Raw genomic sequence first — 17,629 nt, 5'->3', positions numbered from 1 at the left:
TTTGAAACCAGACCTTTACAATTCCGACTATTATTTCCTTCACAATGGAGGTGAAGCTGCCAGAATCATCCAGAGTATCGACTGGGGCGCGCACATTCTCGGCACTCCTGAGAAGTGGCCCGAGAATCTGAAAAATACGCTATCCACCCTTCTCTCTTGCAAGTTCCCGATGTTTTTGTGGTGGGGGGAAGAGCTCACCCAGTTTTATAACGACTCCTATTTCGGCATAATGGGAACTGCCAAGCACCCCCATGCAATGGGAGGAAAAGCGGCCGATTACTGGCACGAATGCTGGGACTTTATACAGCCACTGATAGCAAGGGTTCTAGACCAAGGGGAAAGCGTATGGTACGATGACCTTTTGATGCCCATTGAAAGGGACGGAATCCTTAAAGACTGCTACTGGACTTTCAGCTATTCCCCTGTGCGCGATGACAGCAGGCAGATCAAAGGCGTACTGGTCATTGCCACTGAGACTACAGACAAAGTGCTTCACAGGCAGAAAATAAACCAGAGTAAGGAAGAGCTTGAATTTGCGATCAATGCCGCAGAGTTCGGCACTTTCGACCTGGACCCAAAGACCCAGAGATTCTCTGCAAACCCAAGGCTTAAGGACTGGTTTGGCCTGCAGGCGCAGGATGAAGTGCTCTTGGTCCATGCGCTGGAATCCATAGCGGCCTATGACAGGGAGCGTGTGGCGGATTCCATAAACAGGACACTGGATTACAGTTCTGGCGGGCGCTACGACATTGAGTACGATATCATAGATTCTAAATCTAAAGATATCCGAACGGTTCATGCCTTGGGAAAGGCGTGGTTTGACAAGGACAATATCGCGTATCGCTTTAACGGCACGGTGCAGGACATCACAGCCCAGAAAAAAGCGGCCGAAGAACTCTACAAATCACGCCAGCTTACCGATATTGCCATCAAAAGCATGGGGCTGGGAATTTTCAACGTGGACTACTCCCAGGGCACCATCGACTACACTGCTGAGCTAACCAGGCTCATGACCGGAAAAGTCCAGGCAGAGCTCACCATAGAACAGCTCTCAAAATACATCCATCCCGAAGACCTGGAGCTCAGGGTTCAGGCTCTTAAAGAAGGTATCAAAAGCGGCACTTTCCATTATACGCCCCGCGTGATCTGGGAGGACGGAAGCATCCATAGGATTGCAATATCTGCCTCAAGGATGTTTGATTCGCATCGAAACGGTTCTGCATTCTCGGGAACCGTTGCCGACATCACCGAGCAGGACAACAGCCGTCTGGCACTGCTGCAGGCCGAAGAGCAGCTTCAAATCAGCAAGCGCGAGGCAGATGCGCTGTTCCGCAATGTGACCGACAGCTCCCCTACAGGCTTATGGCTCTCAGATAAGGATGGTCGGATGACCTATTTCAATAAGACGCTGATCGAATTTACCGGAATGCCCTACCAGGAGCTGCTAAAAGGGAACTGGACCTATGCCATCGCGCCCGAAGACTACCACAGGGCTAAAGATGCCTATCTGGATGCCATTGCCTCAAAAAGGCACTTTGACACGCTTTTCAGGGCAAGAAAGCATACGGGGGAAACCATGTGGTGCAGGGCCGCGGGCGATCCCTTCTACGATGCCGAAGGCCGATATGCAGGCTATGCAGGGTTCTGCATGGACATGGATGAAATCATCTCAGGCAGGCAGGCGGTCACCGAAAGCCAGCATAAGGTAACCTCAATGGTAGAGCAGTCCCCGGTCGGGATCTGCCTTTTCACCGGTGACGATCTGAAAATTGAAATTGCCAATGACATCATGATCGGCTATTGGGGAAAAGACCGCAACGTAATTGGAAAACCGTTCATCGATGCAGTTCCCGAACTCGAAGGCCAGCCGTTTATCGGCATACTGGAAAACATCTACCGCACCGGGGAAACCTACTATGGGCGCGCTATGCCGGCAGATTTGCAGGTCGATGGAAAACTAAGCACCTATTACTTTGAATTCACCTATACGCCCATCCGCAATTCCAAAGGCGAGATCTACGGCATCATGGACATAGCCGTTGATGTGACACAGCAGGTCACCGCCTCCAAAAAACTCGAAGAGACCAGACAGGCGCTCGCCGGGGCAATCGAACTGGCCGAACTGGCCACTTGGGGCCTGAGTGCGGCCGACGGCAGCATTACCTGTTCGGACCGTTTCAAAGAGTGGCTTGGACTGGCCGATAACCACGGCAGCAGCGGCATATTTATGGAGCGTATCGAAGACCCTTACAGGGAAAAAGTAATGGAAGCATTTAAAGAGGCCTTCACTTCTGACGCCCAAGATTCCTATGATTACGAATTTCCCATTACCAACAAGGTTACAGGCCAAAAGCGCATCATACATGCCAATGCGCAGGTGCTGTACTCCAAGGACGGAACCCCTGAGGGAATCAGCGGAACAGCCCAGGATGTGACCAAAGAGCGCGAACTCCAGCACGAGCTCCAGTTCAAGGTCTCCGAAAGGACTTCAGAGCTCAATGCGGCAAATGCCGAACTGGAAGCGCGCAACCGCGAGCTTTCCCAGTTTGCCTATATCGCATCGCATGACCTGCAGGAGCCGGTACGGAAAATCAGCGTGTTTGCCGACATGCTGCAAAACAACCTGCATAAAAATCCTGAAAAAGCCGACCTCTACCTTGGCAAGATAACCGGCTCGGCCAAGAGAATGGAAAACCTGATAAAAGACGTGCTGCAGTTCTCCAGACTCTCCCAGGCGGAAAAGAATTTTGAGCCTGTGGACCTGAACACCGTCATCCTGGAGACCCTGGCGGATTTTGACTTGGTCATCGAGCAGAAAAATGCTGTGATCCAGAGCGATGTGCTCCCTGAAATAGAAGCCATTCCCCTGCAGATGGCACAGCTCTTCGGCAACCTGATGTCCAATGCACTGAAATACAGCAGGCCAGATATCCCCCCACTGATCTCCATCAGGCTAAAGCCCCTTTCCGAATCTGACAAGAACAATCTGTCTGAGGGGCCGGATCAAGATTATCTTAAAATAGAAATCAGCGACAACGGCATCGGGTTCTCCCAACAGCATTCCGAACAGATATTCAATATCTTCCAGCGCCTGCATGGAAATGGCCAGTTTGCAGGCACGGGGATCGGGCTTGCCATGTGCCGGAAAATACTCCAGAACCACGGCGGGACCATCAGCGCCGTCTCAGAAGAAGGCATAGGGAGCACTTTTGCAATGATACTGCCAAAATCACAGGCAAAAAAAGGGGAAGATTAAAATTATCGCGAAAAATTGTATATTTACATTCGCTTTACCCCATTTTATGAAGACCGTTTTTTTAATTGATGATGATCCTGATGACCGCGAAATTTTCGAAGAATCTTTAGCGGCAGAACATCCTTCTGTTTTGTATCAGCAGGCCGAGAACGGCGCCGCCGCTTTTGAGAAATTGAGATCCGGCTCCTTTGCAAAACCTGACCTTATCTTTCTGGATCTTAACATGCCCATCATGGACGGCAGGGCATTCCTTCAGCAGATTAAAGCGGATCCCAACTTTAAGGATATCCCGGTTATCATCTATTCCACTTCCTCGAGTGAAGCGGATAAAAAGTTTGCTCAAGAAAACCACGCTGCAGCCTTCCTCACCAAACAATATTCGCTCAGTTTAATACGTCAGGACATACAAACGGCAGTGCAAAACTTTCTTGAGCTTTAAATATTTATTGAGCTGCTATACGGCTATACCCAGAAAATAAGATATTGAATTTAATTAGGACACCACAAGTATCCTTCCGCATTAAAACCAGCACATTACGATACCTCCGTAAAGTCAGAATTAGTATGGCAAAATCGTGGCACATTGCTTTTTAAGAAAGTAAAACCTCACCAAAATCAAGTTTTTCCGAATTTAGGTTAGAATAGTTATGTGTCCGCACAGTGCACACAATTTAATTTCTTTGTAGTTTTAGATTGTGTCGACATTGTCGACACAATTTCTTTTATAAAGTCCAATTTGCACAATTGATCTCTAAAAAGGCTATTGCATAGTATTTATAGAAACAAATTGTCCGGTATATTTATCGGCAAAAAAAATCAAGAAAAAAGTTAAAAAATAACATTATATTTGCCGATAACGGAACTTGTTTAAAATGAAATATATTTCAACAGCTGAATTTGCGAAAAAAGTGGAGCTTTCCGAAAGAACAATCCGCAACTATTGCGCATCGGGCAGATTAAAAGGCGCTTTCCTAACTGGCAAGACATGGAATATTCCTAGTGATGCCGTTATTGCCCAAAAAGAAAATAACAAAAAATTAAATAAACACTTCCTGCTGGACATTCTAAAGGAACAGAAGGAAATGAAACTAAAAGGGGGGATCTATCATCGAACCCAGATCGATTTGACTTATAACTCCAACAAAATTGAAGGAAGCAGACTGACCCATGATCAGACTCGCTATATTTTCGAGACCAATACAGTCGGCATATCTGAAGAAAGCATTAATGTGGACGATATAATTGAAACGGCTAATCACTTTAGATGCATTGATTTTATAATCGATAAGGCAAATGCAAAACTCACTGAATCCATTATTAAAGAACTCCATTTTTTACTAAAGTCCGGAACTTCTGATAGCGGGAAAAGCTGGTTTAATGTAGGAGAATACAAAAAGCTTCCAAATGAAGTCGGAGGAAACGGAACCTGTCCTCCGAAACTTGTTTCATCCAAGATGAAAGAAATGCTTAAAGATTACCACAGTATTAAAAATAAAACGATAGAGGACATTATCGATTTTCATTATAATTTCGAAATACTTCATCCCTTTCAGGACGGTAATGGCCGTGTGGGCCGACTGATTATCTTTAAAGAATGTCTTGCAAACAATATTGTCCCTTTTATAATTGATGAACAGCTGAAGCTGTTTTATTATAGAGGTTTACAGGAATGGAACAGCATAAAAGAATATTTAATGGACACCTGCCTGACTGCACAGGATAATTATAAATCGGTGCTCAATTATTTTGAAATAGAATTTTAAAGAAAAGAAATGTATAAATAATGAATTGCACAGTGGTTCTTATCATCTAAATTGTCATGACAGAGTCACGACAATTCAGATATTCCAAATTTAATCTGTAATTTGCAGTACTTTAATGGACTTCATTTTTTAAAAAAATCTAAGGCGAATTTAACCGCATATCATGCATTTTATTTTTGTGGCAGAATCGTGGCACACAGTTGAAGACAAAAGTAAAATTCCTGCATTGACAGCACCAGACAAAAGCAGGTTCGAATGGCGGAGCGATCATAAAGATTTTTTCAAAAACGTACAAATACATGGTTCGAGTCCCGTTCCCGCTACTACAGACTTAATGGTCCAAAATTGGTAAAAAATCCATTTCAGCGCTCAATAGAAAATTATAACCAAAAGCTCAATAAAATTTTAACTCATTCAGCTTTTAGTTTGTACATATATAAAGTCAAAAATTTCTTAATATTTATACAATTGTAAGTTTCAAAACTGATCCTATCATAGCTTCAGCAATTTTAAACAAAGGAGAATCTTCATTAAGCTCATCAATATCTAATAAAATTAATTTTTCATCTTCCTTAAACAAATTCTGAACTTTTTGTTTCATTTCGATAGAAGTTGCTACTATAAATCCGTCAACATACAAAAGTTTATAAAAGTCTATCAATTCGGCCATTTTATCATCTTTATTGCTATTGCAACAAAAAATAACTTTATATCCATTCTGATAGGCAAGATCCTCAAAAATTGCAGCAAATTTAGAAAAGAATGCATCTGAAAAGTCTTTGACTATAAATACTAAAATCTGTGACTTTCCTGTACGAAGACATCGTGCAATCTCATTTGCTCTATAGTTAATCCTTTTTGCGTAATCAGTAACTTTTTGTGCAGTTTCTCTGGAAATATGTTTTTCAATTGCTTTTCCATTTAAGACAAACGAAACTGTAGTAACTGATATATTTAATTCTGCCGCTATATCTTTTATTGAATAGTTTTTTTTCATAGCGAATGTATGTCGAAAATGAATTGAAAGAATCTAATAATAGACCCTACAGATTTCCTTTGTTTAGTTTTAAGGCAAATTCACTTATTATATCTTGCGTTTCTTTATCAGTATCATAAACCGAATACCATCCTTGAAATTCATGAGGAGGATCGCCAATTAAATCGTCTCCGGTTTTCCAGACTGACATCGGTTGTGAAGGTCTGCCCTCGCCTCCCCAAGCCCAGAAATTTACACCGGAAACTTGTGGAGTTGTTTTGCTTAATTTATAGATCATATCGAAAATAAATGCATAATAATCATCTCTGATTTTTATTGATGAATTAGCTTCGTAACTGTTCTCGTCTCTCGAAATCCCGAATTCTTCAAGAACGATTGGTTTATTGAGTTTCTGAGCAATCTTTACATGTTCATCAATATAATTTGTTGCTTTCTCTAATGCTTCTGGATACGTTTCTTTCGCTTTAAGCGGATCAAACCAGCCCCAGTTTTGAACCCAAAGATGAAAAGTACAATAGTCAATATATTTACTCTGATGATCGATTTCAAAATTGGTTCCGTTCGATGGTGATGGTGTATTCCCTTCTGAACCAATGGAAACCAGATGATTTGAATCTAAGCTTTTAATAAACTTAGCCGTTTCATGAATCCAATTTCTATAATGTTCGACATTGTTACTTCCTTCAGGTTCATTGGCCAATTGCCACGCCATAATCGTCGGATCATTTTTATATGATATTTTATTGATTGAGTTTTCGCGGCTAATTACTTTTTTGATATGATTTAAAAACCATTTCTTAGCCTTTTCATTACTATAAAATTGCGCTGAATAGTGCTGATAAGTTCTCCAGTTACCATTTTCTGCTGGCGGCGGATACGGAATAGATTCATTTTTCTTTGTCCAGGAAATATATTGCGCAAAACCACCAGACCATGGCCAGAAATTATTAAGACAAACTACAGCCCTCATATTCCTCTTTTTCATTTCATTTAAAAGAAAATCAAGTCCGAGCCAAAGTTCTTCATTATAAATTCCGGGTTCTTTCTGCATGGTTGGCTGCACGGTCCACGGTATTTTGGAATTTCCTTCAGAACCGGCAATAATTCTAAGATTAATTACGCCCAGATTTTCTAAGCGATCTAATTCACGAATTAATCTTTCTTTGTTGGAAACAGCCAGATTCATTCCGTACCAAAAGTTGGTACCTAAATATTTATATGGTTTTCCGGCTTTTAGAAAATGTCCGTTTTCTACTTTAATAAAATCCTGCGACTGCACTGTACACTGAAATAATACAATTAGCAGATATAATAGCTTTTTCATAATTTATTGTACTTCAAATGAAACTTTTTCTCCTTTAGAACTGCATCCGCCAATCCACAAATCAAACTTTCCTGGCTCTACTTTTTTCTTCATATCTATTCCGTAAAAAGCAAGGTCTTCCATTTTTAATTCGAATGTTATCTTTTTACTTTCTCCCGATTCTAATTCAATTCTTTTAAAACCTTTTAATTCTTTAACTGGTAAAGCAATCGAAGCCGAAATATCTCTCACATACAACTGCACAACTTCGGTTCCTTTGTATTTTCCATTGTTTTTTAAAGTAAACGAAATTTCAAGTGTTTCTTTTGGATTGAGAAGAGTTTTCGAAAGCGAAATTTTCCCATATTCAAATTGCGTATAAGAAAGCCCAAAACCAAAAGGAAACAAAGGTTCTGTTCCGTTGTCTAAATAATAGGATTTATTTCCTAACGAAGTCTGAGAAGCTTCAACAGGAATATTATCCAAATTGATTTCGTTTCCATTTGCCGGACGTCCTGTATTTAAATGATTGTAATACATCGGGATTTGTCCCACATTTTTAGGAAAAGTAATCGGTAATTTCCCAGACGGATTTGCCTTTCCAAATAATAAATTAACCATTGCCGGACCGCCCATCGTTCCCGGATGCCAAGCGTATAAAACTGCATTAGATTCTTTGACTTCTTTTTCAATTGTTAAAGGTCTTCCTGCAACGAAAACTGTTACAATCGGCTTTTTAGTTTCATTTAAAATTTCTAAAAGCTTCGATTGATTGCCTTGAAGATTCAGGTTCGAAAGACTATGCGCTTCTCCGGAAAGAATCGATTCTTCTCCCAGAAATAATAAAACAACATCTGCCTGTTTTGCCATTTCTCTGGCTTTTCCAAATTGAGTAGAATCGATATCTCTGGAATATTTTAAAATTGGCTCGTAAAGAATTTTAATCTCTTCTCCATATTTTTCTTTTAAAGCCTTAAGCGGTGTGATTGTGTGGCTTTTATCTCCGTCAAAAACCCAAGTTCCTAATTGATCATGTGGCGCATCGGCTAAAGGACCAAAAACGGCAATTGTTTTCGGCTTTTTTAAAGGCAGAATATTATTTTCATTTTTTAATAAAACTATAGATTCTTCAGCGGCTTTTTCAGCAATTTCTAAATGTTCTTTTTTATAAAAAACTTCATTGAGATTTCCTTTAACATATGGATTTTCAAACAAGCCTAATTTGAATTTTATTCTCAATATATTTCGAACAGAATTATTGATACTTTCCATACTTATTTTCTTTTCCTTCAAAAGAGATTCCGCATAAGCCACATAAGTACCGCTGACCATTTCCATATCAACTCCAGCGTTTATAGCTTTTTGAGCAGCTTCTTTTGTATCAGAACAAAATCCGTGATCGACCATTTCAGTAATCGAAGCCCAGTCCGAAACTACAAAACCTTTAAAATTCCATTGGTTTCGAAGAACTTGCTTTAGCAGAAATTCATTTCCAGAAGAAGGAATTCCGTCATTAGCATTAAAAGCCGTCATAATTGTCGCTAGATCTGCTTTTTTAACCGCTTCTTCAAAAGATTTTAAATAGAGGTTTCTAAACTGTCTTTCAGTAATATTCGTTGTATTGTAATCTCTTCCTCCTTCCGCAGCACCGTAACCTGCAAAATGTTTAGCGCAAGCAGCAATAGAAGTCGGATCTGATAAATCTTTTCCCTGAAAACCTCTTACCATTGCAGCTCCCATAACTGAAGTTAAATAAGGATCTTCTCCACAGCTTTCGGCAATTCTCCCCCAACGCGGATCGCGGGCAATATCGATCATTGGTGCAAATGTCCAGCGAATTCCGGTTTCTGATGCTTCAATCGCAGCAATACGAGCCGCTTTTTCAGCTAAATCAGGATTAAAACTTGCTGCTTGCGCCAGCGGAATCGGAAATATGGTTTTAAAACCATGAATAACGTCACGCCCAATAATAAGCGGAATTCCTAATCTGGTTTGTTCTAGAGCAATTTTCTGTGCTTTATTGGCAATTTCAGGATTTGTAATACTCAAAACCGAACCTGCCATTCCCTTCTTAATGACTTTATAATTGGTTTCCATATCATCTGCAGAAAGCTGATTCATCTGACCGATTTTTTCTTTTAAAGTCATTTTCTTCAAAAGTGTTTCTATCTTCTTTTCGATTACAGCATCAGTCGTTTGAGCGCTTGCTCCTAATCCGGAAATGATTAGAAGAAGCGCTAAAATTTGAAGTTTTTTCATAAATATCTTTTTGTTGGCTGTGTTTTTAAACACATAGAAACATAGACTTTTTTAATGCAGAAAAAGAGTATGAAAAGAAACTAGTTTCCAACACATAAATAGTATGTGAATTTTAGAACTGTGAAATGCCATTTCCAGTTCTGTAAATCTATGTCCCTATGTGTTTAAAAAAACACAGCAATTAGAAAAATACAGCATACATCACGAAACATGCAATAACCAAAAGAAGTGCCTGAACACGAAAGTTTTTATACCAGACCACATCTTTTAAAGCAATTGTTTCTTCCGTCCAAAGTGCTTTTGTCCAAGTGTTCTCTTTCACTTTTTCCGTTGAAGGAGGTCTTGTAGAAAGACTTACAGTAACATTAACCAGAATACTTAAAACCAGAATAATTGGAGCTAATAATAAAAAGTGCAACCCGATTTGAATACCTAAAATATACTTCGCACTCATAATAATCACTGCAATAAATAATCCCGACATTAAACCGCTGAAAGCTCCGATGGCATTAGAACGTTTCCAGAATAATCCGAGGAAAAATGTTCCTACAACCGGCGGTGCCAAATAAGATAATATCTCTTGATAATAAGCAATCAACGAATCAAATTTACCAATATACGGCGCCCATAAAATGGCAATTATCAAAGTGACAACCGCAGTAATTTTTCCGACTCTTACCTTTTTTTCGCTTGACGCATTTTTATCAAATTTGCTGTAAAAATCCATTGTAAACAAAGTAGAAACTGAATTTAAAGTTGCGCTTAATGCGGATGTTAAAGCCGAAATCATAGCCGATAAAATAATCCCGATTAAGCCAATTGGAAGAACTCTGCTAATTAATCTCGGATAAACCTGATCGGTATTAATACCGTATTTTGATTTTAATTCGCTTCCGCTGATGATTTCATGCGGTAGATTTTCAACTCCAAACAAATTAATTCCACGCGCAATTACTCCGGGAAAAATAAAAATGAAAAGCGTAAACAAATACAGAAAACCAACCAGTAAGACGCCCTTTCGACCATGATCGATTGATTTTGCAGATAAAACCCTTTGTACCATAACCTGATTGTTTCCCCAGAAATAAAATCCAAGAATAGGAATACCGACCCACATTCCTAACCATGGAACCGTCGGATCGTCCATTGGTCTTGTAAGTTTTAACCAAATTCCGTCATGAAATTGTGTATAAAATGCATCCCAACCGCCAATGCTGTCCATTGCAAAAAAGGCCAATAAAGTCGAACCAATTATCAGGATAAACGCCTGAATAACTTCGGTATTAATAACAGATGAAAGTCCGCCAATAATCGTGTAACTTCCGGCAACAACAGCCATTCCGATAATAATCAGCATCATATCGGCGCCTGGAAAAATCATATTGATAATTAAAGCTCCGGCGTATAAAGTTGCGGCCGCATCGAGGAAAATATTTCCGATAATAGTTATAAACGAAAAGTACGTTCTTGATCTAACATCAAAACGTCTTTCCAGAAATTCAGGCATTGTGAAAATTCCTGATTTAATATAAAACGGAAGAAAAAAGATCGCAAAGAAAACCATTACCAAAATCGAAATCCAGTTGTAATTAAAAACGGCAATTCCGTTTATAAATCCTTCGCCTGAATTTCCCATCAAAGTTGAACTTGAAATACTCGCTGCAAAAAGTGACAAACCAACCATTGGCCATTTTAAATCTCTTCCTGCCAGAAAATAAGCATCTGAATCGCTTGATTTACTATTTTTTAAACCCCACCAAACAATAAAGATGATGTATAAAACGATGACAACTAAGTCAATTATATTTAAATTTAACATGTTTATTTTTGGTATGAAGTGTAAAGAATAACGCTTTGGACTGGTATAGAAACTTTGATAGAATTGTCTTTTACATCAATTTTCTCTGAAGGAACAGGAAATCCGTTTTGGTCTACAGTACGTTTGTTTTCGCTGTACAAATATTTATTCAGCTTTGATTTTACTTTTAGTTTTTTAGTATCAATAATAAAATCAACTTCTTTATCACTGTTGTTCGCAATTGCGATTGTAATTTCTCCAGAATTAGTAATTCCGGCAACAGAACGAACTTTATCTATTTTTGAATCTAGTTTTAGGAGTTTCATATCTCCGGTAAAATAACGCGTCATAATCGACCAGGTATAAAACCAAGGGCGCAAATTTTCATCTGACGGATCTTCTGTAAGTTCTTTTCCTAAACTATTAAACATTCCCCAGCGCTTCAATTGATATTTATCGCCTTTATCATCTTTGGTATGCATGGCATCATCTAAATCCCAAGCGATTACAGCATCAAAACCGGCATTCATAGCCTGAATCAAAGCATCGGCCATATCAACTCCGTAATCATAATCGTAAACCGAAAGCTGACTATCAACACTTGTATATTTATCTCCAAGATGTTTTTGAGATGAAGGATCGCCTTTGATTCCTAGCTCGCCCAAAATAAAAGGCTTTTTATGAACTGAATCGGTAAAACGAACCAAATCACCAAATGTCTTTTGAAATTCTCCTGAACGAATACTTTCTTTAGAAGGATAATCGTGCGCATCATAAGCCGAAACCAAATCCGGAATCTGAAGAGCAGTTTGTTTTACCCAATCTAAACCCTTGTATTGTGATTTACTGTTATTGAATGAAGTTGCATCGGGACCAATAATCGAAATCTTTTTATCTAATCCCGCTTTTTGAATGGATTTATGAAGCAGTTCGATTCCTTGTTTCCATTGCTCGAAATCGCCGTCTGTAGTTGCCCAGTCGCCGTTTGGTTCATTTACTAAATTGTAATATTTAATACAGCTGTATTTTTTTACATTCAGTAAATGAGTCAGATTTTTAACGATCAGGTCAATCCATTTTGGGTCGTTTGCTCCCGTAAAACTATTTTGAAGATTCAGATGCGTATCGTGAAATTTGTACGGCTGTCCCCATTCACCCAAAATAACTTTTATATCATTCTTTTGACAATAATCCAGAAGTTTATAAAGCGCCTGCATCTGATCACTTTCAAAATCAACAATCGGATTTCTTGCAGCATCAAAACCTTTCAGATATCTCCAATTGGCCTGATCCATAACGCGGGCGATCTTAGGTTTAATGAATGAAACACGGTCAAAAACCATTTGCCATTTTTCATCGGTCATTAAATTCCCCCATTCAGAACTTTCGGTATCGGCGTGCGGATAAGCAGAAAATTCAATTCCGTTTCCTATAAATTCACTCGAAATTATCTCATTTGGATTGATAGTAACAACTGGAATTTTGCTTTGGCTTTGAACCGAAAAACTGACTAAAGCGCAAAGCATCAGGATATTATTTTGAATTTTCATTTTTTGGAATCTTTTAAAGTTTGTAATAATTCGTTGATATCACAAGTTGCCAGACCAACGTATTTATCGGCAGCGCCGTAATAAACATATAAAATATTATCGAGAATCATATTTCCTGTAGGAAAAACGCATCCTTTGTAGAAACCTTCAATTTCGTAATCGTGTTCCGGTTCCATAATCCAGTCTTCAAGCCTTGCCGTTACTTTTGACGGATCTTCTAAATCTAATAAAGCTACCCCGACTCTGTAATAGCCATTTCCGCCATTTTCAACTCCGTGGTAAATTAATAACCAACCGTCTTTTGTACGTAAAGGCGGTGTGCTTCCTCCGATTTTTTCTTCCCAAGTTCCGTTTCTTCCACTTAATAAAAGAATACTTTTTTCTTCCCAAACCATTAAATCATCCGAATAACGAAGCCAGATTGATGGATAATCACAGCCATATTCTACTCCTATCCATTGTTTTGGACGGTGTAACATCGCATATTTTCCGTTGATTTTTTCAGGGAATAAAATCACATCTCTGTCATCTAAATTAGAAGTCGTAATTCGACCTAATCTTCTGAAATTCTTAAAATCTGAAGTTACCGCCAAACCAGAATTTGCAATGTTATGTTTGAAAACCGCAGGTGCATCTTCGCCCGTTTCAGGAAGATTAATTACGTCGTGTGGAAAGGTCCAGTAACGTCCGGGAGGATAAGGTCTGTAAGCATACGTAACATAATATTCACTTCCGAATTTAATGATTCTCGGATCTTCAACCCCGCCCATATCCGGACCGTTGCTGCTTGGCCCAAAAACTGGTTCGTCTGATTCTCTTTTAAAGTTAATTCCGTCCGTACTTGTTGCCAGTCCGACACGAATAAAATGATCAACATCGTCTCCCGCCGCTCGGTAAAGCATATAAAAAGTTCCGTTTTCGTACCAAACTCCCGGATTACAAACAACAAGATTTTCCCAATAATTATTAGGGTTTGGGCTTAAAACTGGATTCTGAGTGCACTTAATTAATTTCATTTTTAGAATTTTGTATTTTGGTTTTTATTTTACAATTGTGTTGACTGCCAACGTGTACATATCCGGCAGTTTTTTGCTAAAGATCATATTCGGACTTGCATAAAGCAGTTTGAAGTTTGCAGCAGAACTATGACCGTCAAACGGAGCATAAAAATGGTTTCCTTCGTGAGACGGATCGTATTTGTTTCTCCACAGTACAACCATCGAAACTTTTTTTCCCGTTAATGGAACACTAATTTCGTTTGTCCAATACGTATCGTACGGAGCCCCGTTTTTTACAATTCCTTCTACTCCTGTTTCTGTAACACCGCATGGTTTTAGTTTTTGCTGCGAAAGTGTCGCCAGATTTCTAAGATTGGTGCTAAAAGCTGTGGTATTGGTTCCGTGATAACTGTCCCAGCCAATAAAATCCACATAATCGTCACCAGGCCATCTAAACAAAAAGCTCTCAACAGTTCCCTGTGAATCTAATTGCGGAGAAATCGCATAAATAAAGCTATGAACTCCTTTTTTATTCTTCAAATAATCGATAGTGTATTTCCATAAACTGATAAATTCCTGCTGTGTTGTTGCTCCAGAACCCCACCAAGACCAGGTTTGTGTATGTTCGTGAAAAGGGCGAAAAATAACCGGAATCAGTTTTCCGTCTTTGTCTTTTAAATTATTGGCAAAATCGGCCAGTTTATCCAGCCAGGAATTAAATTTTATATTAGTTGCGCTTCCGTCTGTGAGGATTTCTTTTGCCACCGTATTTTTAGAATTATCCCAACTGTCTCCTCCTGTTAAAGGATTGTTTAAATGACAACAAGCTGTAATCACTTCGCCTCTTTCTCTGGCTTCTTTAATAACTCTTGCTCGATCATTATTTAAGGTTGAAGTCGAACTTCTGTCGTCCATAATTTCGGCAAAATCTACGCTAAAAACAGCAGGATAATCTCCGCAAACATCTTTAATATCAGAATGTCCGGCTTCTGTCATCCAGTTTCTTCCGTATAATAAATCGTCGTGATGTCCGAACATAGTTCCTTTTTCCTGAATTCTCCATAAATTAGAATACAAGGCTTTGGTTTCTGCGGTGGCGTTTGGATCAGATAATTGAAGCGTAACCGGAATCGGATTTTCAGGCTCGTTTCCTCCAGGATCTTTTTTGTCATCAGAAGAGGAGCATCCGAAACACAAAAAGCCCGACAGCAATAAAATTGTATATAATGATTTCATAATCGCATTTTTAAGATTAATATTCAAAATTGGTTAAAACCAAAAGTCCTTCTGCCGGAATGGTTTGCGTTGTATTGTCTTTTAAATGTAAAGTGAAGTTGGTCTTGTTCGGAAGCATTGTATGATCGCCTTCGAGTTTCAGCTGATTTTTCGCGTAAGCAAAACTTTTTACTTTTTCTAAAACAGGTAAATTCTTCGAAGTCAGATTTACTTTAAGATTTTGATTCGAAACATTGACAATCGCGATCATATTTTTTCCGTCTTTAGAAACTGAAACCGCTTTTAGGTTTGGATTTCCGTTTACCGAAACCTGATGCACTTTACAACCCGTCGGCATGTATTTTGTCAATAAAGACCAGGCATAAAACCATGGGCGGACTTCTTCTTCTTTACTTCCAAAATATTCGTCTCCTAAAATGTTCCAAAAACCCCAGACTTTTAGTTTGTTTTTTTGTTCTTTGGCATGCATGGCATCATCAAGCATCCAGGCAACCGATCCCGAATAACCGGCATTTACGGTTTGAATTAAAGCATCGGCCATATCTGAACCATAGACATAATTGTAAACAAACATTTGAGAATCTTCAACCGAAGCGTAAGGTTTTGCTTTGGCTCTTTCTATATTTTCGTTCATTAACGCTTCATCATGTTTTTCAACAAATTTGAATCCGATTTCTCCCATAACGATTGGTTTTCCTTTTGGAACAGCATCTTTATACGCTTTTAATATCGAAGTATATTCTCCTGAATTGACCGTGATTTTTGACGGATACGTATGGATGTCGTATACGCCGATCGCACTATCTAAATCTTTAACAGAATTCGTAATCCAATCTACTTTATCGGCTTTCCAAATCGCAATATCCGGTCCCATTAAAGACACTTTTTTATCAAGATTTACAGCTTGAAGATTTGTCCAGAAAAATTGAGCTGCATTTTTCCATAGCCCATAATTTTCATCCGTAGCCGACCAGAATCCATTCGGTTCGTTGATCATGTTATAATATTTGATACATGAAAAACCCTTTTTATTCACAAGAAAATCAAGATATTGAGCAGCCAGTTTTAAATTATTTTCTGAAATCGTATTGGCTTTACTATTAACCATTCGGTCGCCCCAGTCTCCTAAAACAACCTTCACATTTCGGGACTGGCAATATTCCAGAATTGGGGCAATATTTTGGTAATTTTTAGTTTCATTTAAGACTCCATTTTCAATTACCGAAGTTGTATTGATCATCACTCTTATGAATTGGGGTTTCATAAAATCAAGACGCGCATACAATTTCTGCCAGTCTGCCGCCGAAATGTTGAGCTGTTTTTCTCCGTAATCCAATTGATACGGATCCCATTGGACACCGTTGCCAATGTAATTTTCATTTATAATGGTATTGCTATCAACAGCAATAGTTGCATCGGCCGAAGCCGAGCAACTGATTACCGAGTTCACTAACCAAAATGATACTAGAATTTTAATAAATATGTTTCGCATACATTTGATTTACAACCTCTTTACTTAATCTTTTTTGGTAACATCTATCCAAAAACGTCTTGGTTTCTTCACGAATTTGTCATAGTCCGAATAAATATTCGTCCAGTCGTCTGTACCGTTTAGATTAAAGGCAAAAGCGTTATTGGTAATGGTTTTCTTTTGTCCATTTCCTAAATCTTCTGTTCCGGCATTTTCAAAAGTTCCAACTTTTATAGTTCCGTCTGCGAAAGTGAATGTGATAGTTCCCGCTGCATAATTTCTCAACCATTTTCCTTCTCCGGTCGGAATTTGTCTGTAGAAATTTTTAACATCGGTTTGAGGACTTCCTACGTAAATAAAATCGGCGTATTGGCCATCTGCTCCAGCAGTATTAGTCACTTTTCCGTACGTATTTCCATCTTCTGTAATTCCTTCCATTTCAAAAATTAACTGATTGTCCAATTCTTTGTCCGGACCATTTGTTGTTGACCATATCCAAGGTTTATCGGTCATGGCTAAAACTGCTCCACCACCATATTCCGGGCCTGTTCCTCCGTAAACAATCAAGTTATCTATATCGTAAATTCCGATTAGAGATTCTCTAAATGAGCTTGCTACAACTGTATAATTTCTTGATTTTCCTGTTGGAGAAGTAACCGTTAAACTGGCGCTGTTCTCAGCATTTTCAAAGTTTAAAGCTTCGCCTTCAGCAACCGATGAATTTGCTCCATAAGATAAGACCAATTCTTTAATTACAATATTGCTTAAGTTAGGAACGGCATCAACGTTAATTGCTAAATTGATAGTTCCTGTTTGCTCGTCTACGCGAACGATTTGTGCATTACCAACCTGATTTTCGAATTTTATATCCAAAACATTGCGTTCGTTATTCCAGTCTCCTTTTTCGATATCTTCCAAAGGATCGCTTTGACAGCTTGTCTGCGCTAAGGCAGTAATGAAAAACAAAACGTATATTATTTTTTTCATAATCGTATATT

12 protein-coding genes are annotated in these 17,629 nt (G+C 38.9%); 3 read left to right on the top strand and 9 right to left on the bottom strand.

Translation table 11 applies throughout. The annotated features are described in order from the left end of the window. Position 1 precedes the first annotated feature (1 nt). The 3 genes from ACWA1F_RS13700 (at position 2) to ACWA1F_RS13690 (ending at position 5,019) form a co-directional block, all read left to right on the top strand. Positions 2–3,256, top strand: coding sequence for a PAS domain S-box protein (locus ACWA1F_RS13700; protein ID WP_306157347.1), 3,255 nt, complete (start codon positions 2–4; stop codon positions 3,254–3,256). A gap of 46 nt (positions 3,257–3,302) precedes the next feature. Beyond that, entirely contained in the window at positions 3,303–3,695 is a 393-nt protein-coding gene (locus ACWA1F_RS13695; RefSeq protein ID WP_456894392.1) for a response regulator, read from the top strand. A 433-nt stretch (positions 3,696–4,128) separates the two neighbouring features. After that, the gene (locus ACWA1F_RS13690) at positions 4,129–5,019 is read left to right on the top strand and encodes a Fic family protein (protein WP_306157351.1); all 891 of its coding nucleotides are present in this window, start codon (positions 4,129–4,131) and stop codon (positions 5,017–5,019) included. A gap of 460 nt (positions 5,020–5,479) precedes the next feature. Here ACWA1F_RS13690 and ACWA1F_RS13685 read toward each other — a convergent pair whose 3' ends face one another. The 9 genes from ACWA1F_RS13685 to ACWA1F_RS13645 form a co-directional block, all read right to left on the bottom strand. Further along, complete coding sequence (locus tag ACWA1F_RS13685; protein ID WP_306157353.1) at positions 5,480–6,016, bottom strand: LacI family DNA-binding transcriptional regulator; 537 nt, start codon at positions 6,014–6,016, stop codon at positions 5,480–5,482. 46 nt (positions 6,017–6,062) lie between these two features. Further along, complete coding sequence (locus ACWA1F_RS13680) at positions 6,063–7,340, bottom strand: glycoside hydrolase 5 family protein (protein WP_306157355.1); 1,278 nt, start codon at positions 7,338–7,340, stop codon at positions 6,063–6,065. Between the two features lie 3 nt (positions 7,341–7,343). Continuing rightward, positions 7,344–9,578: a beta-glucosidase BglX gene (gene bglX, locus ACWA1F_RS13675; protein WP_306157357.1), complete on the bottom strand. Its 2,235-nt coding sequence runs from the start codon at positions 9,576–9,578 to the stop codon at positions 7,344–7,346. Positions 9,579–9,759: 181 nt separating this feature from the next. Continuing rightward, complete coding sequence (locus ACWA1F_RS13670; RefSeq protein WP_306157359.1) at positions 9,760–11,397, bottom strand: sodium:solute symporter; 1,638 nt, start codon at positions 11,395–11,397, stop codon at positions 9,760–9,762. Positions 11,398–11,399: 2 nt separating this feature from the next. Then, complete coding sequence (locus ACWA1F_RS13665) at positions 11,400–12,926, bottom strand: cellulase family glycosylhydrolase (protein WP_306157361.1); 1,527 nt, start codon at positions 12,924–12,926, stop codon at positions 11,400–11,402. After that, positions 12,923–13,942 carry a glycoside hydrolase family 130 protein gene (locus ACWA1F_RS13660; RefSeq protein ID WP_306157364.1) on the bottom strand — a complete coding sequence of 340 codons (1,020 nt, stop codon included), beginning with the start codon at positions 13,940–13,942 and terminating at the stop codon, positions 12,923–12,925. Before ACWA1F_RS13660 ends, ACWA1F_RS13665 begins: the two co-directional genes overlap by 4 nt. Positions 13,943–13,966: 24 nt before the next feature. Continuing rightward, complete coding sequence (locus ACWA1F_RS13655; protein ID WP_306157366.1) at positions 13,967–15,160, bottom strand: glycoside hydrolase family 26 protein; 1,194 nt, start codon at positions 15,158–15,160, stop codon at positions 13,967–13,969. Positions 15,161–15,176: 16 nt separating this feature from the next. Beyond that, positions 15,177–16,652 carry a cellulase family glycosylhydrolase gene (locus tag ACWA1F_RS13650; RefSeq protein ID WP_306157368.1) on the bottom strand — a complete coding sequence of 492 codons (1,476 nt, stop codon included), beginning with the start codon at positions 16,650–16,652 and terminating at the stop codon, positions 15,177–15,179. 24 nt (positions 16,653–16,676) lie between these two features. Beyond that, positions 16,677–17,618 carry a hypothetical protein gene (locus ACWA1F_RS13645; protein WP_306157369.1) on the bottom strand — a complete coding sequence of 314 codons (942 nt, stop codon included), beginning with the start codon at positions 17,616–17,618 and terminating at the stop codon, positions 16,677–16,679. Between the last annotated feature and the right edge of the window lie 11 nt (positions 17,619–17,629).

It is taken from the genome of Flavobacterium erigeronis (assembly GCF_054075165.1).
Note: the sequence above shows the minus strand (reverse complement) of the source record. Positions and strands in the feature narration are given on the sequence as shown.

Coding starts and splice junctions, on each gene's coding strand:
- ACWA1F_RS13695 (WP_456894392.1), top strand. CDS start 3,303: ATGAAGACCGTTTTTTTAATTGATGATGATCCTGATGACCGCGAAATT.
- ACWA1F_RS13690 (WP_306157351.1), top strand. CDS start 4,129: ATGAAATATATTTCAACAGCTGAATTTGCGAAAAAAGTGGAGCTTTCC.
- ACWA1F_RS13685 (WP_306157353.1), bottom strand. CDS start 6,016: ATGAAAAAAAACTATTCAATAAAAGATATAGCGGCAGAATTAAATATA.
- ACWA1F_RS13680 (WP_306157355.1), bottom strand. CDS start 7,340: ATGAAAAAGCTATTATATCTGCTAATTGTATTATTTCAGTGTACAGTG.
- bglX (WP_306157357.1), bottom strand. CDS start 9,578: ATGAAAAAACTTCAAATTTTAGCGCTTCTTCTAATCATTTCCGGATTA.
- ACWA1F_RS13670 (WP_306157359.1), bottom strand. CDS start 11,397: ATGTTAAATTTAAATATAATTGACTTAGTTGTCATCGTTTTATACATC.
- ACWA1F_RS13665 (WP_306157361.1), bottom strand. CDS start 12,926: ATGAAAATTCAAAATAATATCCTGATGCTTTGCGCTTTAGTCAGTTTT.
- ACWA1F_RS13660 (WP_306157364.1), bottom strand. CDS start 13,942: ATGAAATTAATTAAGTGCACTCAGAATCCAGTTTTAAGCCCAAACCCT.
- ACWA1F_RS13655 (WP_306157366.1), bottom strand. CDS start 15,160: ATGAAATCATTATATACAATTTTATTGCTGTCGGGCTTTTTGTGTTTC.
- ACWA1F_RS13650 (WP_306157368.1), bottom strand. CDS start 16,652: ATGCGAAACATATTTATTAAAATTCTAGTATCATTTTGGTTAGTGAAC.
- ACWA1F_RS13645 (WP_306157369.1), bottom strand. CDS start 17,618: ATGAAAAAAATAATATACGTTTTGTTTTTCATTACTGCCTTAGCGCAG.